Origin of the sequence: uncultured Nevskia sp. (genome assembly GCF_903885465.1) — a bacterium.
GTDB lineage: Bacteria > Pseudomonadota > Gammaproteobacteria > Nevskiales > Nevskiaceae > Nevskia.
On the sequence record NZ_CAISIQ010000073.1, the window covers coordinates 1 to 26,624 of the forward strand.

Consider the following 26,624-nt stretch of genomic DNA (forward strand, 5'->3'; position numbering starts at 1 on the left):
CCAGACGCGGTGCAGCTCGTTGCGCACCAGATCAGGATTGAGATGGCCCGGGCGAGTCACGTCTTCCAGCTTGGCGCCGCTCGACAGCTTGTAGCTGTTGTACGGAATGTAGATTTCCTTCTTGCCGACCAGCTCGAAATCGTAGCGATCGGTCGCGCCATTGAAGATGTTGAAATCATCGTTGGTGCGCAGGCCATCGGCGGCCGTGCCCGGATTGTCGTAAGCGACGTTCGGCGCCTGACGCACGCGGCGCTGGCCCGGGTTGTAGGTCCAGGCCGAGCGGAACACCTTGGTCTGATCCAGCGGCTCATGCACCAGCAGCACCGAACCGGCGAGACGCGCAGGTGCCACGATGCGCTGCAGGAAGTAGAACAGCAGATTGTCGGTGCGCTCGGACGGCTTCTTGTTCAGCGAACCGAACTGGAAGTCGAGCTGGTACTGGAAACGCACCGGCGTGTAGTCGCCGCCACGCGTCACAGCCAGCTGGACGTTGTCGGTCTCGTAGGTTTCGCCGCGATAGCGGGTCAGTGCATTCCAGATCGCTTCGTTGCCGTTCTTCGGCGCCGGGAACGGCAGGCCGCCGTTGACGCCGAGCACGCCATTGCCGGAGTCCGACAGCTTGGCCTTGCCGGCATTGCCCTTGGTCTCGTCGTAATAGCCCTTCGGATAGAGGCCGGTGCGATGCGTCGGGTAGACGTTGATCTTGTAGGTCGGGTACTTCTTGAACGTCGCCAGCTGGCCTGGGGTCAGGTTCGCCTTGTGCTCTTCGGCATTGGCGGCGGTGATGACCAGGGTCGGCTTCTCCGAGGCAAACGGATCCGGATAGAGGATGCCCGGCTTGAAGCCGGCCGGTGCCTTGAGGACTTCGCCGGTCCACGCCGGAATGGTGCCGGCCGGATTGGCGCCAGTGTCGGCACCCATCACGGTCAGCTCCTGGGCCGAGGCCGAAAACGCGGTCGTCGCAGCGAAGGCGATAGCGACGAGCGGCGTGGTGATACGCATCAGTTTCATGGTTCTTTTCATGTTGGGGCTCCTGGTCTTCAGAACGCGTAGGTCATCGTCAGCGCGATGAAATCGCGATCCTTCAGAGGATTGGCTGCCGTGCAGTAGTCGGCACGCTGACCCGCGGCGGCGCCGTTGCTGCCGGCCAGCGCCGGATTGGTCTGATCGTCGGCACCGCAGTAGTTGCGGCCGCCGAAGAACGAGGTGTACGAGACGTCCACCGTGTAGACCTGCTGGTAGCTGAAGTTCACACCGACGGTGGCTGCCTGCGCGCCTTCGTTGAAGGTTGGGCTGACACCCTTGACGTCATGCGAGAACACCGCGCGTGGCGACACGTTGATGGCGCCGATCAGGCTCAGGTAATCCAGGCGGGCCACGGCGCGATAACCCCAGGAGCTCTGGGTTGCGTAGCCACCGTGCTGGGTCGAACCACCGGCCGCCGCATTGGCGGCCGCCTGCAGCGCTGGCAGTGCCGTGCCCGGACCATCGAACAGCACGCCGCTGGGCAGATCGAGGAAGGTGTAGCCCACCTCACCGACCAGCGCGAGCTGCTGCGCGCCGAGGACGGTCGGCACCACCTGCGTCGCCGTGGTCTGGATCTGATGCGCCTTGACGCGCTGCCAGCCGCGGATCTCGGCACCGGCGGCGATGTCGGCCGGGTTGGGTGCGAAGTTCGATGGCAGATTGAGAGCGGCGATCAGCAGTTCGGTGGCACCGCGCTGCAAGGGCAGATTCGGGCGATAGGTGTACTCGCCCTGCAGCGCCATGCCGTTCGGCAACTGGGTGTTGAACGACAGCCCGAACAGATCGATGTTTTTCGGGTACTCGAGGAAGTACGCGGCACTGCCGTTCTGGCCACTGATCGCACCGAGCGGCGTCGGCGTCAGCACCGAGGTGGTACCGCTGCCCGGATTCGGGTTCGTCGATTTCAGCGCGGAGACCAACGGCGCCCGCGAGTGGTAGCGCAGGTAATAGGCACCGAACTCGGTGGAACCGAGCCAGTCGGCCAGATAGCGCGTGGCGACACCGAACTGGCCGAAGCCATTCGGACGATCACGGACGCCGGTGCGGCCGACCCAGACACTGGCCGCCGGATCGAACGGCCCGAGGCCAAGCTGCTGCGAGGTCGGATACAGCGGGTTGTTCGGCGGCAGCGGATTGCCGCTGAAATCGTCATCGCGACGGCCGAAGGTCACCACCGCGCGATTGCCGTCATCGCTGGCGATGTCGGTGGTCGAGAAATACGAGCCGCGCGGGTCAAGCAGGAAATTGTCGAAACGTGCCTGGACGTAGGCTTCCAGGGTCACCGCGTCGGTCAGCTCCTGCGAGAACGACAGCATCGGCGTCGGCCGCAGCGCTTCGCGCAGTTCCGCACCTGGTGCGCGCAGGCGCAGGATGTCGAGCGGGTTGGTGGCGTTGATGCCGTTCTGGATGAACGTCGACTCGCCCCAGTTGATCACCTGGTTGCCGATGCGGATATTGGTGCTGCGATTGCCGAACGGCTTGCTGCTGAAGCTGAGGAAGGCATCGAGCAATTCGTATTGCATCTGCAGGCGGTCACGGCCGCGGCCGCCGAAATTATCGAGATCCTGGGCCACCTGAAGATCGAAGAATTCTGATCCGCGAACGAACAGGCTGAGGTCGCTGCCGTACTTCAACTCCAATTCGTGAGTCGCGCGAAAGACCTGGTTGACGATGTCGCCAGCGTCGTAGTTCAGATTGCCGTCATCACCATTCACCGAACGCGCGGAGCCGCCATTGGCGATGCCGACGAGACTGTCGGAGCGTCCCTGCGCGCGCCACAGCGCGCCGTAGGAAATGGTGTTGTCGAGATTGCCCTGGATCGGGCCGAGTTCAAACTGGAATGCTGAGGCCGGGAGCGCTGCCAGCATCGTCATGGCAGCCGCCATGATCACCACTGGAGTCTTCCGCCTGAACGACGCACGCGGGCACGCCACCACCTTCACGGGATCGTGAATCATCGCTGTCATCTCCTCTCGCTTGCGGCGCTGCTCGCGGGGCAGCGTCGTCCGGCTTTAGCCGTTAGTTGTCGACCGCCTGTTCCCGGCTTTGCACCGTGTTGACAGGCGATACCAACCGCCCCTGTTCCGAACTGGAATCAGGCTTGGTGCGACTACGTATACGAGTGAAAAAGACCAATTGCAACAACGCAATCCGTGGGCCAGCAAGCTTCAGCAAGATACTTTGTGAAGGTCTTGTGAAAGGCTACACAGGCTGTTCAACGAAGACTCGACACCTCATTCGATAGGAGTCGACATGACGTTCATTTCGGCGCTATTCAGCGAGCGTCGGTTGAGCCGGCGTCTGCTCCCAACCTGGCGGGGGTGCATCGCTGCCAGGGACTGCGAATTGGAGTGGCAGACGTGCGATCGAAGACTCCGATAGAGAGCCAAAGTAGAGCCACGGCCCATGCTCTTCGACACTCATGATCGGCGCGTAAGCATCGTCGGCCCGGTACTGCAGATTGGCGATCAGCTTGCCGTCAAGATCGAAGCCGAGCACGAAGGCATGCGGGGTGCCGTGAATGCCGAGCAGGTTCTGGATCGGCGTCGGCAGATTGGCCAGCATCCTGCGTACGCTGGGCCATTGGCTCAGGGCATCGAGCGCCGGATCACGCACGCTGGGCAGCGCGACCCAGATGCGATCGCGGCCATTGAAACTGAGGTTGTCCGGGAAGCCCGGCAGATTGTCGACGAACACTTCGCGTGTGCCCGCCTTCGGTCCCTTCAACCAGAAGCGGGTGATCCGATAGGCGCCGGTCTCGGCCACCAGCAGCCACTCGCCATCGGGACCCACGGCGATGCCATTGGCGAAGTACAGATTCTCGAGCAGTACCGCGGACTGCTGCTTGGCGAGGTCCTGCATGATCACCCGGCCATGCGGGCGATGTTCGAACATGTCGAGCAGGTAATACGGATTCGGGAACTTCGTCGAGGCGTCGGTGAAGAACGCCAGCGTGTCGCCGGCAAGATGGTCGACATCATCGGTGAAGCCCAGCGGCACACCGCCGGCACTCTGGCTCAGCGGAATGATCACGCCCTTCGGATCAATGCTCAGCAAGCCGCGGCTCGCGTCGGCCACCAGCAGGCTGCCATCGGCTTCGGCAACCATGCCCAGAGGCCGGCCCCCGGTATTGGCGACTTCGCGATAACGATCGCCCTCCGGCGCCAGGCGCACGATGCGGCCGTCCTCGTAGCCGACATAGACCGCGCCGCTGGCGTCGACGGCAACGCCTTCCGGACCCTGACCCACGCCGAGCAACAGACGCTGTGCGTCCTTGAGAATCGTGTTCGGCGCATAAGGACCCTCGAGCTTCGGCGCGACCGGCGCCGCCCAAGCCACCGGATCGACGTTGGTGGGCTTAAGCCACAGAAAGAGCAGCGCGAGGACGAGGCCCAGCAGTACGGCGATCAACAGCTTTTTCATCAGGACTTCCAGAATCGGGCAGACAGGTCGAGTCACATGGTTTCATGGATCACCTGCGCGTCACAGCCAGCGCCGATGGTCAGCTCGCGCTGGCGATTTGTGCCTGAAACGTCAGCGCGATCCGTTTGTTAGCATCTCCGCGCACAACTGTACCCAACCGCGAGAAACCGCCCATGTCCCAGCTGCCGAACCCGGTGCAACAGCTCCTCAAGCGTGCCGCCGAAACGCCGAACGAGCCCTATCTGCACCAGCCGGTGAACGGCATCTGGCGCAGCTACACCTGGGCCGAAGTGGCCGAGCAGGCCAGGCGCATGGCCTCGGCGCTGATCGCGATGGGCCTGAAGCCGGGCGATGCGGTCGGCCTCACCGGGATGAACAACGCGCACTGGTTCATGGCCGATTTCGCTTGCGGCCTTGCCGGCCTGATCGGCGTGGGCCTGTATCCGAAGCAGAGCGAGGACGCCGTGCGCTTCATCGCCGGCCATGCCGGCATCAAGGCCGCGTTCATCGGCCCGATGCCGGATGCCGCCGGCTTTCTCGGCGCGTTGCCGGCCGAGGTCGTCCGCATCGCGCTGCCCTATCCCGGCGTTGCCGAGTGCGCGCAGAACTGGGATCAGCTGATCGCGGCCAACAAGCCCCTGGCAACACCGGTGGAACGCGGCGCGGATGAGGTCTGGAGCTTGATCTACACCTCCGGCACCACCGGCAATCCGAAGGGCGTGATCATCACCGCGGCCAATCTGGCATTCACCGTTGCCGGCGTTCTGCGCGATCAGCCGCCGGTCGCCAGTGGCGAACACTTCCTGTCCTATCTGCCGCTGGCTCATGCCTTCGAGCGCGGCGCGGTCGAAACGGCCAGCCTCTATCTGCCCGCGCAGGTGCACTTTCTCGAAGAACTGGAAAAGCTGCCGCAGACCCTGGCGATGGTTCGCCCGACACGCTTCTACGGCGTGCCGCTGGTCTACAGCCGCGTCCAGGGCGGCATCCTGAAGAAGCTGCCGCAGGCCAAGATCGATCTGCTCTTGTCGATCCCGATCGTCTCCGGCTTCATCCGCCGCAAGATCCGCAAGGGCCTTGGGCTGGACCGCGCCTGGCTGGTGATTTCCGGCGCAGCACCCTTGCCGCGGCCGATCATCGAATGGTTCGCCAAGCTCGGCATCGACGTGCTGCAGGGCTACGGCATGACCGAGAACTCGATCTACGCCAGCCTCAATCTGCCGGGTCAGAACAAGGTCGGCTCGATCGGCAAGCCCTACATCGACGCCGGCCTGCGCATCGCCGAAGACGGCGAGATCCAGTGCAAGCATCCGGGCAACACGCCGGGCTACTACAAGGATCCGGAGAAGACCGCCGAACTGTTCACCGCCGATGGCTGGCTGCGCACCGGCGACAAGGGCCACATCGACAGCGACGGCTATCTGTTCATCACCGGCCGCGTGAAGGAGATCTTCAAGACGCTGAAGGGCAAATACGTCAGCCCGGCGCCGATCGAGGGCAAGTTCGGCACCAACACGGCGGTCGAGCAGATGTGTCTGGTCGGCACCGGCCTGTACCAGCCGATGCTGGTGCTGTCGCTGAACGCCGATGCCCGCAAGCTGCCGCGCGAGCAGATCGAAGCCGGGTTGATCGCGACGATGAAGTCGGTCAACGCGACCCTGGAGCCGCACGAGGAAATCTGCAAGATCGTCGTCACCAAGGATGCCTGGACGATCGACAACAGCCTGATGACGCCAACCATGAAAGTGCGTCGCAACGAAATCGAGAAACGCTATCTGGAACTGCTCGGCAAGCTCGAAGCCGATCGCAAGACCAAGGTCTATTGGGAAGAGTGAGGTTGAGCTGATTGAACAAAAAGCCCTGGAAACAGGGCTTTTTTGTATGGCTTCATCAGGCTGAAGGCTTGGCCTTCCGTTCCGGCTTGCGGCGGATGTACAACTCCTTCTCGACCTTCGCGACAAGTTCGCCTTTCGCGTCCAGAACTTCGACCTGGAACACCGGCAGATACTTCGCACCGGTCGCCGTCGCTTCCTTCGCCGCCGCGATATCGGCCTCGCTCAAGCGGAATTTCGCGCTGACCGTGCCCTTGCCCGGGCGCAGGAATTCGATGCGCGCCGACTTGTCCCAGACCAGATAACCCTCACCGAGCACGGCGACGAACATCAGCACGTAGAACGGATCGACCATCGCGTACAGGCTGCCGCCGAAGTGAGTGCCGAAAGCATTGCCGTTGCCCGGCAGCTTTTTCAGCACCACATCGATCTCGCGGAAATCCTTCGACACGTGGCTGATCTGGATGCCGGCGCCGAGGAACGGCCGGTACAGGTTCATCGCGCGGCGGAACACGGTCGCGTTGCTGTACATCAGCTTCGAGAAAAGATCCGCGGCTTTTGCCGCCACGCTGGCCACTAGTTGAACACCACGGTCTTGTTGCCATCGACGATGATCCGGTCCTCGACATGCCAGCGCACCGCGCGCGCCAGCACCTGGCGCTCGAGATCGCGACCGAGGCGGCGCAGTTCGTCGATACCTTCGGAATGCGAAACGCGAGCCACGTCCTGCTCGATGATCGGGCCCTGATCGAGATCGGCAGTGACGTAATGCGCCGTCGCGCCGATGATCTTGACGCCGCGCTCGTAGGCTTGCCGATACGGATCGGCACCGACGAAGGCCGGCAGGAACGAGTGGTGGATGTTGATGATCTTCGATGGCCAGGCCGCTGCGAAGTCACCGCTGAGAATGCGCATGTAGCGCGCCAGCACGATGAAGTCCGCTTTCACGTCGACGAGGATCTTCTGCATCGCAGCTTCGGCATCGGCACGCGTCGCGGTCTCGAACGGCACTTGATGGAACGGCACGCCGAAGCCTTCCACGGCCTTGCGCAGTGCTTCGTGATTGGAGATCACGCAGGGAATGTCGACGCGCAGTTCGCCGCGCTGCCAGCGCCACAGCAGTTCCATCGCCGCGTGGTCGTGCGCGGACACCATGATCGCCAGACGCGGCTTGTCGGCCGCGTAGCTCATCCGCCAGTTCATCTGGTACTGGGCGGCGACGGTGTCGGCGAAGGCCCGCTCGAGTGCGGCGCGCGGCAGGTCGATCGCCGGCGTCTGGAACTCCAGACGCATGAACAGCTGGCCATCGGACGGACTGGTCGAGTGCTGATCCAGCTCGGTGATGTTGGCACCGTGGTGGTACAGGAAGGTGGTCGCGGCGGCGACGATACCGGGCTTGTCGTCACAGCGGATCAGCAGGCGGGCAATGGTTTCAGGGTTCATGGTGAATCGGGTTTCTGGTACTTGTCTGGTGGGTCGGACTTCAGTCCGACTTCGCGAGTTCGGCCGTCGGGCGAGGCCCGATTTACGGCAGGCCTACGCCACGGCGGCCTTGAGCTTGGCGACCTGCTCCGGGAAAAACGGGCCGTTGGCTTTCAGCGCTTCGGCAACGACGACCTTGGCTTCATCGCGACGGCCGAGCTTGATCAACGCATCGGCGCGGTACTGCGCGACCGTGAGCCGGTTCAGGCCGTAAGCCTTAGGTGCCGCTTGCGCGAGCCAGGGCAGCGCTTTCTCAGGCTCGCCGCGCTCGATCAGGTTGCGGCCGTAGCGGAACGCGTAGACGTAATCGTCCGGGTAGGCGGCGATGAGCTTCGGGAACAGCGCATCCAGCGCTTCGTAACGCTTGGCGAGATCGAGATACAGGCGCAGGTTGTCGGCCAGATTGCGGTCACGCTTGAGATCGAGTTTCTTGGCGCCACCGAGGCGACGCTCGGCATCGGCGATCGCCTGCTCGAGTACGGCGGCTTCGCGCTTTGTATCACCGAGCGTGGCGGCCAGATCGGCAGTCGTGGTGATCAGGCTGCGGGCGTCGGCGCAGCTCGGTGTGGCGATGAATACCCGCTTGGCGAGCAGTGCATTCATCACCGGCTGCTGCGCGGCGTACAGCTTCTGCTGCTCGCCGGCCGGCAGGCTGGCGGTGCACTGCATCGCACGATCGAGTTCGTAGGCGCGATCGCAGCCCAGATCGCCTGCCAGCACGGCAGGTGCAGCGGCAGCACAGGCAGCGGCGTCCTTCGCAACTGACGCCTTGCGCAAGGCGAGCCGTGACTGCCACAGCGCAGCGTCGGCATCCTGATCGACCGCCTTGCGGGCAGCGGCCGGAAGCGTGTTCAGCCAATCGTTTGCGCCATCGACATCGGCGCGCGCGGCATAGGCCTGCAGCACGCTGCGTGCTGCGATAAGCGAAGCCTTGCCGTCGTCCTTGACCTGGCGCTTGCGCTGATCCAGATCGCTGCCGCGCGCGATGATCGCGGCGATCTCGGGATAGAACTGGGCGCGTGTGCGTTCCAGCGGAATGCGGCCGAGTTCCTGGCCACTGGCATCGAGCACGATGTAGCTGGGCAGACCCCTGACCGTCCATTGCTGCATCCAGCGCGCACCGGCTGGCGAGTCGGCATCCAGCTCGACGATCACGGCCTTCTTCTCCAGGGCCGTCCACTCCGGGCCGGTCTTCACGTGCTTGGCCATGAAGTAGCAGGAGTAGCACCAGGGCGCATAGAAATCGACGATCACTGGCGCTTGCCGCGAGGCGGCCAGCTTCAGGGCGTCCTCGACGGCGGTGTTGCTGTCGTCAGCGCGCGCGGCGTTCTGGGCCGGGGCGACGACCAGCAGCAGGGTGACGAGAAGCGCGTTATTCCAGCGGCGGAAGATTGGCAGGCGCATCTTTCGGCGGCGTGTCCGTGTAAACGATGCGGACATTGTAGGCCTTGCCTGTCGCCGGATCGTGCATGTTCGAGACGCCGCGATACTCCAGCAGATACCGTGTTTTCACTTCGTAAGTCAGATCGAGTCTGTCGACGAACAGCCGCAGCAGCGAATCCGGCTCCACCAGCAGCTTGATCGCCGGCTTGCCTTCGAAGGTGGTGTCGCCCACTTTCCTGCAGCGGAAGCTGTAGGTATCGAGCTGGCCGGCAACGCCGAACTGGAACTTCATCGTCTCGCCGGCCTGCAGCTTGTCGAAGCTGGCGACGATGGCGCTGTGGAAGCCGGAATCCGCGCCCATGCCCGGTGTCTTGGTGATGACCTTGGTCTGGGTCTTGCCATCGGAAGTCTTCAGCATCGTGTAGCGATCAGCTTCGACATCGGTGATCGCTTCGACGTAGTGCTCCTTGAAGATTTCCAGCTTGAAGACCGGAATCAGCGGGTCCTTGGTGAGATCCAGCGTCTTGGTGGCGATCTTGTTGCCGGCCGGATCGAAGTAGTTGATCGCGCCGTCGATCCAGCGCAGGCCGTCCAGCTTCTGGCGGTGCACTTCGGTGTACAGGTACTTGTCGGTTTTCAGATCGTAGGCATAGCCCCGAAAGCGATGATCGACCGGCGCAGCGGCAGCCGTAGCCACGGCCGCGAAAAGCAACAAGGCAGCGACGGTTTTCATGGCAAGCAGGGTTTCCAGAGAAGTGCTGATGGGACCGCGCGGGCGACGCCGAATTCCGCTGCCGTGAAGTTATTGAGTCGGCATATTGATATTGAACGCGAGCGCACCGAGTCCGACCGGATGATCTCGCCAACAGGTGCAGAAATGCCGCCTCAATAACTAGAAACCATTGATTTTTTATTGATGCGGCACCTTCGGCACTTCACAGATGACGCAGATCCTGAATCGAACGCCGGGTCCACGTTCAACACCAAGGGGCCGCATCAATATTGATCGAGCTCAGCGCTTGGTGAACAGATAGTGGCCGACGCCCCATTCGTTGCCTTCGGCGTAGCCGAACAGCTCGGCCACGGCCATGTAGAACATCCGCCACCGCTGCACCCAGATCGGCGCCTGCTGCTTGCCGTAGCCGGCTTCGAAGATCTTCAGGATCTCGTCCTTGTGGGCGTCCATGCCGGCCAGCCACTGGTTCGAGGTCTTCTCGTAGTGCCGGCCGTCGACCCACCACTGGCGCTGCAGCGCGACGTGATCCTGAAAGTTCAGCAGCAGGTTCTCGCTGGGCATGGTGCCGCCGGTGAAGAAGTACTTGGACATCCAGTCGTCCTCGCCCTTCACCTCGAAGTGATAGGCGAGCAGCTTGTGGACGAAGATGTGCACGAACAGCTTGGCGTCCGGCTTCATCCAGCGGCTGATCTTCTCCAGCAGCAGGCCGTAGTTCTTCATGTGCTCGAACATCTCGATCGACATCACCCGATCGAAGCCGGATTCGATCAGCGCGCCGGTGGTCTGCGCCGTCGCCGGAAACTCGTGGCTGACAATGTTGCCGGTGATGATGGTCAGATTGGCGAAGCCGCGCTCCTTGGCGCGGGCCTCGATGTACTCGCGCTGACCGTGCGAATTCGACAGGCCGACGATCTGCGAATTCGGATACTTCTCGGCCAGCCACAAGCTCAGGGAACCCCAGCCGCAGCCAAGATCGAGAATGCGCATGCCATCGCGCAGTTCGGCGCGTTCGGCGTACAGCTCAAGCATCGCGTCACTGGCTTCGCCGAGCGTTTCATTGCCGGTGGGATACAGGCAGCAGGAATACTTCAGCCGCGGCCCGAGATGGGCGTGGAAGAACGCTGCCGGCACCTCGTAATGCTGCTCGTTGGCAGCGCCGGTTTCGACCGCGATCGGGCTGCCGCGCAGCTCGTCGAGAAAGGCGTTGTAGCGCTGGCTGCGCACCTCGCCATCCTGGTTGGCCTCGTCGACCAGCCGCCGCTTCATCAGCTGCCGCATGCCCCAGCGCGACAGGGAATCCGGGATCAGGCCTTTCTCGCAGAAATCGATGACGTTCATGCTGGAATCAGTGGGGGAGTGAAGTACGGCAGCGGCGACGCAGTTTCAGGACTTCGGCGGCCAGGGAATGAACATGCTGGTGGTGCGCATGTAGTCGGCATAAGCGGGGCGCGACTGGACCATGTGCGCTTCGAGGATCGGCACACCGGACATCTTCAGCAGCAGCCAGGCCATGATCGCGGCAGGAATGATTGCCACCCACCACAGGCCGGTGCCGATCGCCAGCGGCACGTAGGCCAGCCAGTGCATCGATTCGAAAAAATAGTTCGGGTGCCGCGAGTAGCGCCACAGGCCGCGCTGGCAGACCTGGCCCTTGGTCGACGGGTCCGCCTTGAAGCGTTCCATCTGCCAGTCGGCGATGCCTTCACCGGCGACCGCGATGACCCAGATCGCCACGCCCAGTCCCATCAAGGGGACACTGGCGTTGCCATCGCGAAACGCGACGACCAGAAAGCCGACCGACAGCAGCCAGGCGATCAGCGCCTGGAACTGGAAGAAGCCGAACATCTTCACGTTTACCGAATCGGCCCATTCGCGGCGAAACTTCGCGTAACGCGCGTCTTCGGGCTTGCCGGCATTGCGGAAATACAGATGGGTGCCGAGACGAAAGCCCCAAAGCCCGCCGAGCAGGCCGAGCAGCAGCCGGGTCTCGGCCGGGGCAGTCCCGAAACTTGCGTACCAGATGGCCAGGAAGCCCAGGCTCCACGACCACACCGGGTCGACCATCCCTGCATTGCGGGTTTTGAGCTGGATCGCCCAGACTAGGGCGAGTACCAAGGCGACGATGGCGAGGCCGGAGATTGCAGCGAATGCTGGGGTCATCAGATCGAGTGATCGAAATACACGGGTCAGTGCAATGCATGCGAGTTTACGGCGCAGGGGCTGATTCGGATGACCCCAGGCAACAACGGCGCAACCTAGTCCCGAAGAACCACAACAAGAACCGAACGATGATCGATAACGCTCAACTTCATTCCAGCCGCCTCGGCGTCGCCTCGGCGATGCTGCTGGTGGTGCTGAGTCTGGCCGCCTGCAGCGGCCGCAACGCCAAGCCCGGCGAATCGCTGGCCGATGCCGAAACCGCCGTCGCCCGCGCCGAACGCGCCCGCATCAGCGATTACGACTCGGTGTCCTGGAAAGCCGCCCGCGACAATCTGGCCCGCGCCCGCGCCGCCAGCGGCAACAAGGAAACCGAGATCACCTCGCGCTGGTATGCCGCTCAGGCCAAAGCCGATGCCGAGCTCGGCATCGCTCGCGCCGAGCGCTCCCGCCTCGCGGCACTCACCATGTCGCTGAAGCGCGAGATCGAGACGCTGCAATCGCCGAACCCGGGAGCCACGCCATGAAGCCGGCTCGCCTGCATTTATCTCTGATCGTGCTCGGCAGCCTGCTGGGACTGTCGGCTTGCGGCGGCTTGCGCTTGTCATCGAACGGCCTGCCCACCTTCTCGCCGGCTGCCGAAGCGCCGACGCCAGGTGTCGAGCCTTCCACCGCTGCCGTCGCTCGCATCCGCGCCAGCCTGCTGACCCTGCGCAGCGATCCAGCGCTGGCAGCGCGCGTGCCGGACGAGCTCGCCGTGGCCGAAGCGGCGCTGCAGAAAGCCGACAGCAGCCAGCACGACAAGATCAACGGACCCGGCCTGCTCTACGTGGCTGAACGCAAGGCCGAGTACGCAACGACGGTGGCCGAACAGCGGGCACTGGAAGCCGAGTACGAGTCGCTGCGCAAGCAGCGGGATGCGCTGAAGCCGGCCAGTACGCGCTGAGAATTAGCTCGCTGCAGCCAGCCGCTCGCGCAGCGCCTGCAGCCGCGCGAGCCGCCAGCTCTGCGGCGTGTAGACGCTCAGCAGCATCTTCTCCGCGGCATCGAGCCTGTCATTAGCCAGGGCACGATTGCCTTCGGCCAGCGCCAATGCGGCTTCGATGCGCAGGCGCTCGGCGCGCCACAGATTGTCCGGGCCGAAAGGGTCGAGCGCTGCGGCGTTCAGGCCGTCGAGCGTTTGATGGGCAGGCGCCAGTTGACCGTTGGCGATCAGTGCATCGGCGTGCCGCAGCGCGACCAGCGTCGCCGAAGCCGTGCGCCCGCCGTCGCCGGTCCGCTGGCTGGCGAGGTGGGCATCGTCGAGGCTCTGGATCGAGGCGGCGAGCGCCTCGGCAGGGCGTCCGGCCAGCAGCGCGGCATCGACCAGCAGGCTGCCGTTCTCGGCCAGTTTCGGCGCCAGCGCTTCCCAGCTGTTGGCCACTCTGCTGTGCGCCTGCGCGAGCATCGGTTCGAGCAGTGCCGCGGCTTCGGCGCTGCGCCCCTGGGCGATGCGCAGCTGGCCGATCAGGAAGCGCGCCTTCATCGCCGGCATGCTGTCGTCGAGCTTGGTCTGGCCGACCAGTTCGGCGTAATCGGCAAGCTGGGCAGCGGCTTCATCGAGTTCGCCGAGGTCGATCAGCTGAGCCCCGAGTTCGGCCTTGACGTAGGACAGGCCCAGCCAGCCGCGCCAGCCGTCTTCCTGCCCGGCCGACGGTAGCATCGCGCGGTACAGCGCCACCGCGTCGCGCGGTTTGCCGGTCAACGACAGCAGCTTGGCGCGGACGATGCGCTCGTCGAAAGCGTTGTCGGAATCTGGCGTTAGACGCGGACGCAGGCCATCGAGCAGGCGCAGGCCGGCCACGGCATCGTTGCGGTAGCCGCCCAGTTCGAAGGCCAGCTTGATGCGCAGCGCGGCCAAGGCGTCGCGATCGAAATCCGGATCGCCGCTCAGCCGGGCTTCGAGACGGTCGAGCAAGTTGGCGAACTGCCGCACGCCGTCGTCCGACAGTGCCCGGGTGAAGTCGCTGTAGACGATCTCGTTCAGCGTTCGCCAGGCGCTGGCGGGATCGGTAGCGGCGAGTTCCACGACCTTGTCGAAAGCCTTGCGAATCTGCGCCGCCGACTGGCTGTCGGCGTTGCTCAAATAGACCAGCACGAAGGCCAGCGCGGTGCGCACCCGTGCCTCGACCGCCGGCTGGCCGACCAGGCGTTCGTCGGCGCCTTCGGCCAGCTTCACGAACAGCTGATCGACGGTCAGCGCCTTGGCGTCGTTGCTGGCGGCGACGTCGATCAGATCGTCGGTGAAATAGCCGGTGACCGCTTCGGCGGTTTCGGCCGCAGCCTCCGCCCGATGGCGCGCCTGCTCGGCACCGCGATACAGCCACAGGCTGGCACCGAGGCCGGTCAGCAGCACCGCCACGGTTGCCCGCAGCCAGAAGCGTCGCGCTTTCAGCCGCTGGTTTTCCAGACGCTGCTGCTCGGCAGCAGCCCGGCGTGCCTCGTCGTCCTGCCATTGCGCGCGGCGGGCGTCGAGACTGCGCAGCCGATGCGCGAACTCGGCGGCATCGGCCAGACGCAGCGCCGGATTACCCGCCGCGGCCTGGGCGATGTCGGCGCGGAGCACCGGATCGTCGACATCGGCTTCCCAGCCGACCGCCATCGGCCGGGTGAAATCGCCCACCATGCATTGATAGAGCATGACGCCGAGCGCGTGGATGTCGGCGCGCGCGGTCGCCAGCTGGCCGGCGAGCAGTTCTGGCGCGCGGTAGGCCAGGGTGCCGCTATCGCTGCTGTCGAGCAGGGACTGGGTCAGGCCGATACGGGTGATCGCGTAGCGGTCGAGCGCCGTCGGTTCCAGCAAGCCGCCGCTGCCGAGATCGGCCAGGCGCACCTGCGGCGCTGTCGGATCGCTGTCGTCGATCAGCAGGTTCGCCGGCTTCAGGTCCCGATGCAGCACGCCCACGCTGTGCGCGGCGGCCAGCGCTTCGGCGGCCTGGGCAAGTAGTTCCAGACGCACGGCCAGCGGGATCGCCGCGAGTCCGCCGCGCCCGGCGGCCCAATCGACGAAGCTGCCAGCGCCGATGTGCTCGGATTCGGTGAAGAACGGCTCGGTTTCCAGATTCCAGTCGATCAAGCGCACGCAGCGCGCCGCCGGCCCGACCGCTTCACGCAGCAGCCGATAGAGCGTGATCTCGCGCTTCAGCGCCAGGAGACCGCTGGCGTCGACCGCGAACTTCAGCACCCGGCGTTCGCCGCTCTTCGGCTGCTCGGCGAGCCAGACCTCGCCCTGCCCACCGCTGGCCAGGTGTTCGCGCAGCTGCCACAGCGGCCGCTCGGGCACGGCCATGCCGGGATGGAGATTGAAACGGCGCGGCAAGGTCCGGGCTTCGCGCTCCGCCTCCGGGCGCTCGATCCGCACTTCGGCGACCAGCCGGTAGCCGTAGCCGTGGATGGTGCGGATCAGCGTCTGCTCGCTGTCGCCGAGTTCCTGACGAACCCGGCTGACCGCCTTGGCCAGCGAGGCCTCGGTGGCGATCCGGCCGGGCCAGACCGCTTCGAGCAGTTCCTCGCGGGTCACCACTTCGCCGGCATGGCGCAGCAGATGCCGGAGCAGCTCGGTCGGCTTGCGCTCCAGCTCGGCCAGGCGGCCGGCAACGCGCAGTTCCTGGCTGCGCTCATCGAACACCGCCGTGGCGAAATGCCAGATGCGGAAATCGGGGCTGGCGGCCGGGTCCGGCGTGGCTGCGGAGTGGGTCGGCTCAGTCATCGCGCAGCGCGGAAACGGGGGACGGAGAAGGGCAGGAACGGCGGGGCCGAAAGCTTGCCGGATCGCCGTCCGCCCGTCACGTCCGGGGTGCCCGCCCCCGGAATTGGTGACCGGCTGCACGGCAAGGCCCGGCAGATCTGCGATTTCAGGAATCTTTCAGAAATTCTTCAGGCTTTCCCGGCCCCGCCGCGACACCGTGCTGCCGGCGCAAGGCACCGCGCCCACACACCTCGGCCGGCCCTTTCTGGATGGGCCCGCCCGTCATCCGGGAGACCCGCAGCATGCTCAAGCATCAGAACCATCAGGCCGGCCGTTCGGCCAGGGCCGCGTTCCTTCCCCACCTCGGCCGCTGGCTGATCGGGGCCGCCGCGACACTCAGCTTCACCGCCGGGGCGGTGATCGACACGCCGCTCAGCGACGCCGGCAAGGCCGCGCTCGAACAGCGCGGTTACCAGTTGATCGGCGACCGGGGCGAACTGATCCTGCCGGACAGCCTGCGCAATCTGCGCGGCGCCGAGCCGGACCTGAAGGGCACCGCCATCGTCCAGCCGCAGGGCGCGCGGCCCGATCCCTGGCCGCTGAGCGCCGCCCAACTGGCCACCGACAAGCTGCTCGCCGCGACCGATTTCCGCAGTCGCATGCCGGATGCCGCCGCGCTGTCGAAACTGCAGGCCGTCGCCCAGCGCGACGGCAAGGTGCCGGTGATCGTGACTCTGAAAATGCTGCTGACACCCGAAGGCCTGCTCGGCGCGGCCCTGGCGCAGCGGCAGCAGGATGAGATCGCTGCGCTGCAGGCGCGCGTGCTCGATGTGCTGCGGGCTCACAAGATCGAGATCCGGCAGCAGTACCGCGTGGTACCAATGCTGGCCTTCGACGCCTCGCCGGCCGTGCTCGACCTGCTGGCCCGGCTGCCGGACGTGGCCGCCATCCAGGAAGACCGCCTGTCCAGCCCGATGCTGGCCGATTCGGTGCCGCTCATCGGCGCCGCCGACATCCAGGATCTCGGCATCAAGGGTGGCAATGGCGATTACTCCGGCGTCGTCGCGGTACTCGATACCGGCATCGATCGCGGCCATCCGTTCCTGCGCGGCTTCGTCGCCGAGGCCTGCTTCTCCAGCAAGAAGAACTGCCCGAACGGGCAGACCTCGCAGACCGGCGAAGGCGCTGCCAGCAAGTGCACCTACTCCAGTGGCCCCTACACCGACGCCTGCGATCACGGCACCCATGTGGCAGGCATCGCGGTCGGCGCTGCGCGGCTCGGTTCGACCTCGATGGATGGCGTCGCACCGGATACCCGGCTGATGCCGATCCAGGTGTTCTCGCGCTACCCGGTGACCGGTGGAAACGACGCGCGTTCCTACTCCAGCGACCAGATCGCGGCACTGCAGTACGTCTACGACCAGCGCAACAACTACCGGATCGCGGCGGCCAACATGAGTCTCGGCAGCGGCTACTCGTCCGAGCCCTGCGACAGCAACAGCCTGAAGCCGATCATCGACACGCTGCGCTCGGTCAACATCGCCACGGTGATTTCGGCCGGCAACGATGGCAATACCGACGGCCTGTCGACACCGGGCTGCATCTCGACCGCGATCAGCGTCGCCGCCACCAACAAGGACGACACCGTCGCCTTCTACTCGAACCGCTCGAAGGACGTGAAGCTGTTCGCGCCCGGCAGCAACATCGTCTCGTCCTGCCCGGGTCTGGCGTACTGCGCGAAATCCGGCACCTCGATGGCGGCCCCGCATGTCGCCGGTGCGTTTTCGCTGCTTCGGGACGCTAGGCCAGGCAACACCGTCAGCCAGAATCTCAGCGCTCTGCAGAACAGCGGCCCGGTGGTGGGCAGCGTGTCGCTGCCGTCCGGTGGCCTCAGGCTCTACCGGCGCATCTTCCTGCCGCCGGCCGCGGGGCTCGATGTGGTGAGGCTGGAACCCGGCGTGCCGCGCAATCGCCGCGAGCCGTCGCCGAATCGCCATGCCTATGACTATCTGAGCACGCGGCGCTACTGGTCGGCTGTCGCTGCGCGTCCGGTCTCGTCCGCCACCAATCTCGGCCTGAAGCTGTACGAGGATCAGGGCACTGTCGTCGGTGACAGCACGGTGACGCCGCTGACCAGCAGCAGCACGGCGGCCGGCGACATCCAGATCATTGCCCAGGACCACAACAACGGCCGGCGGCCGATCGGCACCGACAGAGTCGAAGCCAGCCTGCTCGGCGGCCTCGCCAGCCGCTATGTCATCGAGTACGCAAAGAACGATAACGGCGTGCTTGGCAACAACGTCTTCGCGCTGTTCCCCGCCGATTCGGTGGTACAGATCTATGACCTGTCGGTGCAAGCCGGACAGCCGCAATACGTTCGCGTGCAGGCCGCCGGCGACGCCGACTACGAACTGCTGGCGTTCACGTCGAGCAACGATGCCTCGACCTGGCAGCGCGGCCGGCAATCCGCCGCTGCGGTCAGCAGCGTGACCGGTGCCGGCGGCGATGAAGCGCTGACGTTCACCGTCGATGTCGATGGCTATGCCGGCATCGTGCTGACCCGGAAATCCGGCAGCGGCAGCTTCTACACGATCTATCGCGACGTCAGCGCGCCGGTCGGCACGTTCACGATCAACAACGATGCCGCCAGCACCGACAGCCGGGACGTGACACTGAATCTGAACGCCAGCGACGCCGAGACCGGCATCGACAGCTTTCGTATCGCTGCCGATGGCGTGAACTTCGGTGCCTGGCAGGCCTACACCACGTCCAGCACCAACACGCCGCTGACGCTCCCGGTCAGCAGCGGTGTTGCGACCGTTGCCGTGCAGTACCGCAATCGCGCCTTCCAGCCGTCGTCGATCTATGTCGACAGCATCACCGTCAATGCCACGCCGTCGATCTCGATCAACGACGTACGCATCGCCGAAGGCAACAGCGGCACCACGGTGGCGCTGTTCACGGTGAGCCTGGACCGAGCGCCGAGCAGCGCCGTATCAATCAACTATGCAACCGCCAACGGCACCGCCACTGTCGCCGATGGAGATTACGTCGCGGCCAGCGGCACGCTGACCATCGCCGCCGGCAGCACCACGCGCACCTTCGGCGTGACCATCAACAGCGATACCCGCAGCGAGCCGGACGAGACCTTCGTCGTCAATCTGAGCAACCCGCGCGGCGGCGTGCTGGCCAAGGCTCAGGGCACCGCCACCATCGTCAACGATGACAGCGCCGCCGGCACCCCCGGCATCCGCGTGCAAATCCGCAGCTTCAACTTCGGCAGCGTCAAGGTCGGGCAATCGAGCGTGCAGCGTTCGCTGGTGATCACCAGCAGCGGCAACGCCCCGCTGGTGATCACCTCGATCCGTCTGAGCGGCGACTACGCCGGCAGCAGCAACTGCCCGAGATCGCTGGCCCCCGGCGCCACCTGCGCCCTGACCGGCAGCTTCAAGCCGACTGCGATCGGTCCTCGTCCCGGCTCGGTGACGATCACCTCCAACGCGCCGGACAGCCCGACGGTGATCCAGTTGTCTGGCACCGGCAGCTGATTCCAGCAACGGCAACAAGCCTCCCGAGTCCAGGGGACCGGGAGGTTTCGGATCGATCGTCGAATTCGATCGAAGTCTTGTGAGCTGGCCGACAAAAGCCCGCAGATTCGAGTCGCAGTTGTGACCTGGTGACCATCGGGACGATGAGTGCTGCAAACAAACTTGGCCGCACCGGCGCTGCGTGCACCAGCACATCGATCAAGTACAGCGGCAGCCGCTGGCCATGTCGTCAATTCAAAGGGGGCAAAACAATGCAATTCATCAATCCGTTTCGATTCCGCCAGCTGGCCGTGATGTTGGCTGCCAGCGGCATCAGCGCTGCCGCGTTTGCGGCCGGAGGCGTGCCGGCCACGCCGATTCCCACCGAGCCTTTGGTCAAGCCGGGCGAAACCCGGGTCATCGAGCTTCCGGAAGTGCTGCGTGATCTGCGCGGCATCCGGGCCGATGACAAGACCAATGCGCCCTATGTCGGGCCCTATGCAACTGCAGCCGATCGTCCCGGCTTCCCGGTTTCCGCGGCGCAGCTGGCCAGTGACACCAAGCTCAAGGTTTCGGATTTCCGGCTCCGGGCTGTCGATCGTGCGGGGCTCGGGCGTCTCGTCGAAAAGGCGGCGCGCGGGCCGGTCGACGTCATCGTCACGCTGAAGATGCTGATGACGCCGGAAGGACTGCTTTCCGATACCGAGGCGAGCAGCCAGCGTGGCCAGATCGCACGGCTGCAGGATGCGGTGATCGCAGCGCTGGACGGCCGCGATCACAAGCTTCTGTACCGCTACCAGTACGTGCCGCAGTTGTCGATGAAGCTCGATGCCCGAGCACTGGAACTGCTGGCCAATCTGCCGGTGGTGGCTGACATCCAGGAAGTGGAACTGTCGGCACCGGATCTCGCCGACAGCGGCCCGATCGTCGGCTCCGCCGATCTTCTCGAGCGCGGCGTCAGCGGCTCGGGCTGGGTGGTTGCGGTGCTCGATACCGGTATTGATCGCAACCATCCGTTCCTGCGCTCTTTCGTGGCCGAGTCCTGCTATTCCGGCAACGGCAATTGCCCGAACGGCACCACGCGGCAAACCGGCGCGGGCGCGGCAGCGGCCTGCACCTTTGCGCCCTCGGCTTGCAGCCACGGCAGCCACGTTGCCGGCATCGCCACGGGTGCCTCGCAGTCCGGTTTCACTTCGCTCGAAGGCATCGCGCGCAGCGCCCGGGTGATGCCGATCCAGGTCTTCACCCAGTTCACCGGCACCGACTGCACCAACTTCGGCCTGAGCAGCCCCTGCGCCCTGTCGCGTACCGACGATCAGGTGGCCGCGCTGGAATACGTCTACAGCCAGCGCTTCAACTACTCGATCGCCGCCGCCAACATGAGCCTGGGCGGAGGCCGCAACACCGGTTTCTGCGATAGCGACTCACGCAAGCCGATCATCGACAACCTGCGTGCCGCCGGCATCGCCACCGTGATTGCCGCCGGCAACGACGGCTACACCGATGCGGTCAGCACCCCGGGCTGCATTTCCTCGGCGGTGGTCGTTGGCGCAACCAACAAGGACGACACGGTTGCCAGCTATTCGAACAGCGTCAACTACCTCGACATGTTCGCGCCGGGCAGCAACATCACCTCGTCGGTGCCGACCAATGCCTTCGGCATCAAGAGCGGCACCTCGATGGCGACGCCGCATGTGGCCGGTGCCTGGGCACTGCTGCAGTCGCAGCAGAACCGCTCGGTGGCCGATACCCGCGCCCTGCTGCTGAACAGCGGCAAATCGATCACCGATACCCGCGCTGGTGCCGGCAACCGGGTCAAGCCGCGGATCAACGTGCTGGCCGCAGCCAATCTCAACAACGTCACGCTGACCGATTTCGTGCCGCGTGAGTACCGCCAGCCGCGACCGATCGCCCATGGCTACAACTACACCGTCAATCGCAATTACTGGTCGGCCGTCGCGATCCGTCCTGACAACGCCGGTCTCGACGTCGACCTGCAGTTGTATGACCTCGGCATCGGCAACGGCTTCCTCGGTTCCAGCGCAACCGGCGCCGGCACCATCGACGTCATTGCCCAGGACAACAACTCGGGCCGTCGCGCTCTGGGCGTCGACTATCCGCAGGCCAGCATCTTCGGCACGGGCACCGGCCGCTACCGCATCGAGTTGTCGAATCCCGGCATCGTGCTCGGCAGCACCCTGAACGACGTGATGGATGGCACCCACGTGCTGCGCATCTACGACGCGGCCGTCACTGCGGGTGTCACTCAGTACGTCCGTGTGGTGCCCACCGGCTTCAACGATCTGGAACTGCTGGCCTTCACCTCGACGACCGATGCTGGTACCTGGGTACGCCCGCGTTCGTCCGCTGCGGTTTCCAGTTCCGGCGGCACCGGCATTGCCGAAGCGGTCTCGTTCACCCCGGCCGTCAACGGCTACGCCGGCATCGTGGTCACCAGCAAGATCGGTGGCTTCGGCGGCTACACCGTCTACAACGACACCACGGCGCCGACCGGCTCGGTGAGCATCAACAATGGCGCCGCCACCACCACCAGCCCGCAGGTGACGCTGAGCCTGTCGGCGAACGATCCGCAGACCGGCATTCTCGACATGCGCGTGGCCGCCGATGGCGTGCTCGACAGCGAAGCCTGGGAGCCGTATGCGACCAGCAAGACCGTGACCTTGCCGAGTGCACCGGGCGTCAAGACGGTTGCGGTCCAGTTCCGGAACAATGCAGGCCAGGCCTCGCAGCCGTTCACTGACACCATCGAAATCCCGGTGCCGTTGCCGTCGATCTCGATCAACGATGTGCAGGTCAACGAAGGCAACAGCGGCACCAGCACCGCGACGTTCACGCTGAGCCTGTCCGCAGCGGCGCAGGGCAACGTGACCGTGAGCTATGCCACCGCCAACGGCACGGCAAGCTCCGGCAGTGACTATGTCGCCGCCAGCGGCACGGCAAGTTTCGCGGCTGGGCAGGTTACGCGGACGGTGGCGGTCACCATCAAAGGCGATACCACTATCGAGCCGAACGAAACCTTCTTCGTCAATCTGAGCGCGCCAAGCGGCGCAACCATCAGCCGCACGCAGGGCATCGGCACCATCGTCAATGACGACACCGCGGCCGGTGTTCCAGGTATCGGCGTGCAGACGCGCAGCTTCAATTTCGGCAGCGTCAGGGTCGGTACATCGAGCCCGCAGCGCGCCCTGGTGATCACCAGCACCGGCACCGCGCCATTGTTGATCACCGGCATCCGTCTGAGCGGCGATTACAACGGCACCAGCAACTGCCCGAGGTCGCTGGCACCCGGCGCCACCTGTGCCCTGACCGGCACTTTCAAGCCGACCGCAACCGGCGCACGTCCGGGTTCGGTGACGATCACCTCCAACGCGCCTGACAGCCCGACGGTGATCCAGCTGTCCGGCACCGGCATCTGATATCGCCCGCACAGCAACGATTCAGTGAGGCTTTCGGCCAGCCGACGGAAATAGTCGGAAATCCGTCAGGACTTCATTGCCGGCCCGCGGGATGCTCCGTTGGCCGGCAATGCAGTTCGCCGGCCAACGGAATCGATCCAATAGTGTGAACAGGCCCCATGCGCGACCAATCGGCCCGCAGCGCATTAGGATCGGACCATCTGTCGAAGGAATTCGCTTGCTGGCGGGGAATGGGACCCCGTCCGGCCAGCGTTGCAATCACTGCATCCAAAAAGTTCTGAACCTTGCCTGCCACGCGTGCCTGATCGCCGCGCGGCAACAATCGATAACGGGGAGTCACTCATGACACAACAGAAAGATCGGGCCGGGCCTGCGCCCCGCCTGCTGGGGGCAACATTGCTGGCCGCAGGGCTGCTGTCCGGCGCGGCACAGGCGCAACAGGCGCCGATGACGATGCAGGCCAGTGCACAGTCGCAGATCGCGGTGCTGCAGCAGATCAAGAACGCGAAATCGGCGATCGAGGACAAGCTGGACTCTGCGCTGTTCATGGCCATGCTCAAGCAGCGCAGCGATGTGCGGCTGGCCCAGTTGCCGGAATACCAGTATCTGAAGGCCGGCAAGGATGGCCGCATCAGCGTCGACATCGGCATCACCGATCGCGAGGACGCGGCCGTGGTGCTGCGCAAGCTGTCGGAAATCGGCGCCGTGCTGCTGGCGCCGAAGTCCACTGCCGTCGAATACAGGACCATCCGCGCCAAGCTCCAGCTCGGCGATCTGATGACCGTGGCCGGGCTCAAGCAGGTCACGCGGGTGCAGGAAGCGGTGGAAGCACTGACCAATGTGGTCAACGTGTCGGAAGGCGACAAGGCCCACGCGGCCGATCAGGCCCGCAGCTCGTTTGGCGCCACCGGTGCTGGCGTCAAGGTTTGTGCGCTGTCCGATGGCGTCAACTCGCTGGCGGCCTCGCAGGCCAGCGGCGATCTGCCAGCGGTCGCCGTGCTGCCCGGCCAGGCCGGCAGCGGCGACGAAGGCACGGCGATGCTGGAGATCATCCATGACCTCGCGCCGGGTGCGAGCCTCGGCTTTGCCACCGCGTTCAACAGCGAAGCGAGCTTCGCCCAGAACATCCGCGATCTCGGCAACCCGGCCAAGGGTGCCTGCAACATCATCGTCGACGACGTGCTGTATTTCGATGAAAACGTCTTCCAGGACGGCGCCGTTGCCCAGGCCGTCAACGATGTCACCGCGAACGGCGTGCTGTATTTCTCGTCGGCCGGCAATTCCGGCAACAAGACCGACAACACTTCCGGCACCTGGGAAGGTGATTTCCTGGCCAGCACGCTGGCCAATCCGGCGCCGTTGGCCGGGGTTGGCCCGCTGCACAACTTCGGCGATGGCGGCCAGTCGCTACAGGTCACCGGTGCTTCGAGTTCAGGCGCGCTGATCATCTGGGCCGAGAACTACGATCTGACCGGCGGCACGGCATCCACCGATTACGACCTGTATCTGCTGAACAGCACGATGACCAGCGTCGTTAAATCGAGCACCGACCGCCAGGACGGCGCCGGCGGCAACGACCGCGCCTATGAACGCGTCAGCCCGATCAGTGCCGGCCAGCGTCTGGTCGTCAATCGCTTCGCGGCCGGCAATACCAGCAGCCCGCCGATGTTCCATCTCAGCACCCTGCGCGGCACCGTCACTGCAGCCTTGTCGACCTCCGGCGTGACCCGTGGTCACAGCGCCACCGCCAACGGTTATGGCGTGGCAGCCACGCCGGCCGGGCCGATCCGTTTCGATAACGTGCCGCCGGTGGGCCCGTTCCCGAACGCGTTCACCGCCAGCAACGCCTCGGAGAGCTTCAGCTCCGATGGTCCGCGCCGCATCATCCTCGGCCCGACCGGTACTGAACTGACGCCGGGCAATCGCACCGCCACCGGTGGTGTCGTCCGCCAGCAGCCGGTGATCACGGCGGCCGACGGCGTGTCCACTTCGGCACCGGGCTTCAACCCGTTCTTCGGCACCTCGGCAGCGGCTCCGCATGCCGCGGCGATTGCTGCACTGCTGAAGTCCGGCGTGCCGTCGCTGACGCAGGTGCAGGTCCGCAACATCCTGACCAGCACGGCGATCGACATCGAAGCCCCGGGCGTCGACCGCACCACCGGCTACGGCATCGTCATGCCGCTGCCGGCGCTGCAGGCGGCCGGCGCCACGCCACAGCCGTTCTTGTCGGCCGGCACGGCGGTCTATACGCAGATCGTCGGTGATGGCGACAACGTCATCGAGCCGAACGAAACCTGGTCGATCAGCCTGCCGCTGACCAACATCGGCGCAGCGTCCGCGGCGTCGATCAACAGCACGCTGAGCAGCGCCACGGCCGGCGTGACCATCCTCAGCGCCAATTCGACCTATCCGAATCTGGCGCCGTCGGCCTCGGCCGGCAATGCCACGGCTTACCGGTTCCGCGTGGAGACCGCATTCCCCTGCGGCAGCCCGATCAACTTCTCGCAGAACCTGACCTATGTCGGCGCCAACAGCCCGCAGACGGTCGCCTTCGCCAGTGGCACCGGCGGCCTCGGCAGCCCCTCGACGTTCACTTACGCCGGCTCGCCGGTGGCGATTCCCGACAACGGCGCGGCGATCAACGTGCCGCTGTCGGTATCGGGCGTTTCCGGCGCGATCGGCGACGTCAATCTGAAGATCAATGGCGCCAGCTGCAGCACCGACGTCGGTTCGACGACCGTCGGTATCGATCACACCTACGTCGCCGATCTGGCGATCAGCCTGGTGTCGCCGGATGGCACCGTGGTGCCGGTGATTAGCAATGCAGGCGGCGCCGGCCACAACTTCTGCCAGACCGCGCTCGATGATGAAAGCGCCGGCCCGGCCATCCAGACCTTGGCCGCTGCCCAGGCGCCGTTCACCGGCAGCTTCAAGCCGTCTGGTCCGCTGTCGAGCTTCGACGGCCGTACGGCCAATGGCACCTGGCAGCTGCGGGCACAGGACTCCGGTCCTGCCGACACCGGCAGCGTTCGTGCGTTCTCGCTGAGCGTCACGCCGGTGGTCTGCAATGCGCCGCCGGTCGGTGGCACGCCGGTGGTGTCGATCAACGACGTGAGCGTGACCGAAGGCAACAGCGGCACGGTGAACGCGACGTTCACGGCGACGCTGTCGGCAGCGTCAACTGCCTCGGCCACGGTGCGCTACGCAACCGCCGCCGGCACGGCCACCGAGGGCGTCGACTACGTGCGCCGCTCCGGCACCATCACGTTCTCCCCGGGCCAGACCAGCCGCACGGTCAGCATCGTGGTCAACGGCGACACCACGTTCGAGCCGAACGAGACGTTCTTCGTCAACCTGTCGACCCCGGTTGGTCTGACCATCGGCGATGCTCAGGGCGTAGGCACCATCGTCAACGACGACGCCTCGCCGAATGCACCGGCTATCAGCACCAATGTCAGCAGCTTCAACTTCGGCAATGTGGCGATCGGCGCGACTAGCCCGGACCGCGGATTGATCATCACCAGCAGCGGTACTGCACCGTTGACGATCCAGTCGATCCGGCTGACCGGCAGTGAGTTCACCGGCACCAGCAACTGCCCGAGCAGCCTCGCACCGGGCGCAAGCTGCACGCTCACCGGGCGCTTTAAGCCCACCGCAACCGGCCTGCGCCAAGGCAGCGTCACCATCACCACCAATGCACCGACCAGCCCGACGGTCGTGCAGCTGAGTGGTACCGGCGTCTGAGAAAACGGCGATGCAGCCGAGCGACGATCGCTCGGCTGCATCGCTTGAATCGGACGGGAAAGGGTTCGCAGCCGTGTTTGCTGCACTAGGGCTCGCCGGGCAATCGGCGGGCCTTTTTCGTGGCCGGTCGGCGCCTGCGCGCCGGATCAGCGC

At 65.1% G+C, this 26,624-nt stretch carries 16 protein-coding genes; 6 read left to right on the top strand and 10 right to left on the bottom strand.

The genetic code is table 11. From position 1 onward, the window contains the following. From QZY06_RS02610 to QZY06_RS02620, 3 genes are all read right to left on the bottom strand, one after another. Positions 1-1,011: DUF1329 domain-containing protein (locus QZY06_RS02610; RefSeq protein ID WP_295679801.1), on the bottom strand; the 1,011-nt coding region annotated here is incomplete at its 3' end. 29 nt (positions 1,012-1,040) lie between these two features. Further along, the gene (locus QZY06_RS02615) at positions 1,041-2,984 is read right to left on the bottom strand and encodes a DUF1302 domain-containing protein (RefSeq protein WP_295679804.1); all 1,944 of its coding nucleotides are present in this window, start codon (positions 2,982-2,984) and stop codon (positions 1,041-1,043) included. Positions 2,985-3,297: 313 nt separating this feature from the next. After that, positions 3,298-4,449 carry an SMP-30/gluconolactonase/LRE family protein gene (locus tag QZY06_RS02620; protein WP_295679806.1) on the bottom strand — a complete coding sequence of 384 codons (1,152 nt, stop codon included), beginning with the start codon at positions 4,447-4,449 and terminating at the stop codon, positions 3,298-3,300. Between the two features lie 173 nt (positions 4,450-4,622). Between QZY06_RS02620 and QZY06_RS02625 the strand changes: the two genes are divergently transcribed. Beyond that, complete coding sequence (locus tag QZY06_RS02625; RefSeq protein WP_295679808.1) at positions 4,623-6,281, top strand: AMP-binding protein; 1,659 nt, start codon at positions 4,623-4,625, stop codon at positions 6,279-6,281. 55 nt (positions 6,282-6,336) lie between these two features. Here QZY06_RS02625 and QZY06_RS02630 read toward each other — a convergent pair whose 3' ends face one another. From QZY06_RS02630 to QZY06_RS02655, 6 genes are all read right to left on the bottom strand, one after another. Further along, positions 6,337-6,810, bottom strand: a complete 474-nt coding sequence (locus QZY06_RS02630) for a DUF4442 domain-containing protein (protein WP_295679809.1) — start codon at positions 6,808-6,810, stop codon at positions 6,337-6,339. 44 nt (positions 6,811-6,854) lie between these two features. Then, on the bottom strand, positions 6,855-7,721 hold the full coding sequence (gene purU, locus QZY06_RS02635) for a formyltetrahydrofolate deformylase (RefSeq protein WP_295679813.1): 867 nt from the start codon (positions 7,719-7,721) through the stop codon (positions 6,855-6,857). A gap of 93 nt (positions 7,722-7,814) precedes the next feature. Beyond that, positions 7,815-9,164 carry a thioredoxin family protein gene (locus tag QZY06_RS02640; RefSeq protein WP_295679816.1) on the bottom strand — a complete coding sequence of 450 codons (1,350 nt, stop codon included), beginning with the start codon at positions 9,162-9,164 and terminating at the stop codon, positions 7,815-7,817. Then, positions 9,133-9,876, bottom strand: a complete 744-nt coding sequence (locus QZY06_RS02645) for a hypothetical protein (protein WP_295679819.1) — start codon at positions 9,874-9,876, stop codon at positions 9,133-9,135. Before QZY06_RS02645 ends, QZY06_RS02640 begins: the two co-directional genes overlap by 32 nt. A 279-nt stretch (positions 9,877-10,155) precedes the next feature. Next, positions 10,156-11,217, bottom strand: a complete 1,062-nt coding sequence (locus QZY06_RS02650) for a cyclopropane-fatty-acyl-phospholipid synthase family protein (RefSeq protein WP_295679821.1) — start codon at positions 11,215-11,217, stop codon at positions 10,156-10,158. 45 nt (positions 11,218-11,262) lie between these two features. Next, on the bottom strand, positions 11,263-12,039 hold the full coding sequence (locus tag QZY06_RS02655) for a DUF1295 domain-containing protein (RefSeq protein ID WP_295679824.1): 777 nt from the start codon (positions 12,037-12,039) through the stop codon (positions 11,263-11,265). Between the two features lie 128 nt (positions 12,040-12,167). On the opposite strand from QZY06_RS02655, the gene QZY06_RS02660 reads away from it, so the two are divergent. Continuing rightward, positions 12,168-12,563 carry a DUF4398 domain-containing protein gene (locus tag QZY06_RS02660; RefSeq protein ID WP_295679825.1) on the top strand — a complete coding sequence of 132 codons (396 nt, stop codon included), beginning with the start codon at positions 12,168-12,170 and terminating at the stop codon, positions 12,561-12,563. Further along, complete coding sequence (locus QZY06_RS02665) at positions 12,560-12,982, top strand: DUF4398 domain-containing protein (RefSeq protein WP_295679829.1); 423 nt, start codon at positions 12,560-12,562, stop codon at positions 12,980-12,982. Before QZY06_RS02660 ends, QZY06_RS02665 begins: the two co-directional genes overlap by 4 nt. Positions 12,983-12,985: 3 nt before the next feature. Here QZY06_RS02665 and QZY06_RS02670 read toward each other — a convergent pair whose 3' ends face one another. Then, positions 12,986-15,784, bottom strand: a complete 2,799-nt coding sequence (locus QZY06_RS02670; protein WP_295679832.1) for a winged helix-turn-helix domain-containing protein — start codon at positions 15,782-15,784, stop codon at positions 12,986-12,988. A 281-nt stretch (positions 15,785-16,065) separates the two neighbouring features. Between QZY06_RS02670 and QZY06_RS02675 the strand changes: the two genes are divergently transcribed. The 3 genes from QZY06_RS02675 to QZY06_RS02685 all read left to right on the top strand — a co-directional run bounded on the left by QZY06_RS02675 (position 16,066) and on the right by QZY06_RS02685 (position 26,471). Then, positions 16,066-19,311 (top strand): S8 family serine peptidase, encoded by a 3,246-nt coding sequence (locus QZY06_RS02675; protein ID WP_295679835.1) that lies wholly within the window; start codon positions 16,066-16,068, stop codon positions 19,309-19,311. Positions 19,312-19,562: 251 nt separating this feature from the next. After that, the gene (locus tag QZY06_RS02680; RefSeq protein WP_295679838.1) at positions 19,563-22,727 is read left to right on the top strand and encodes a S8 family serine peptidase; all 3,165 of its coding nucleotides are present in this window, start codon (positions 19,563-19,565) and stop codon (positions 22,725-22,727) included. A gap of 342 nt (positions 22,728-23,069) precedes the next feature. Further along, complete coding sequence (locus QZY06_RS02685) at positions 23,070-26,471, top strand: choice-of-anchor D domain-containing protein (RefSeq protein ID WP_295679840.1); 3,402 nt, start codon at positions 23,070-23,072, stop codon at positions 26,469-26,471. The last annotated feature ends 153 nt before the right edge of the window (positions 26,472-26,624 follow it).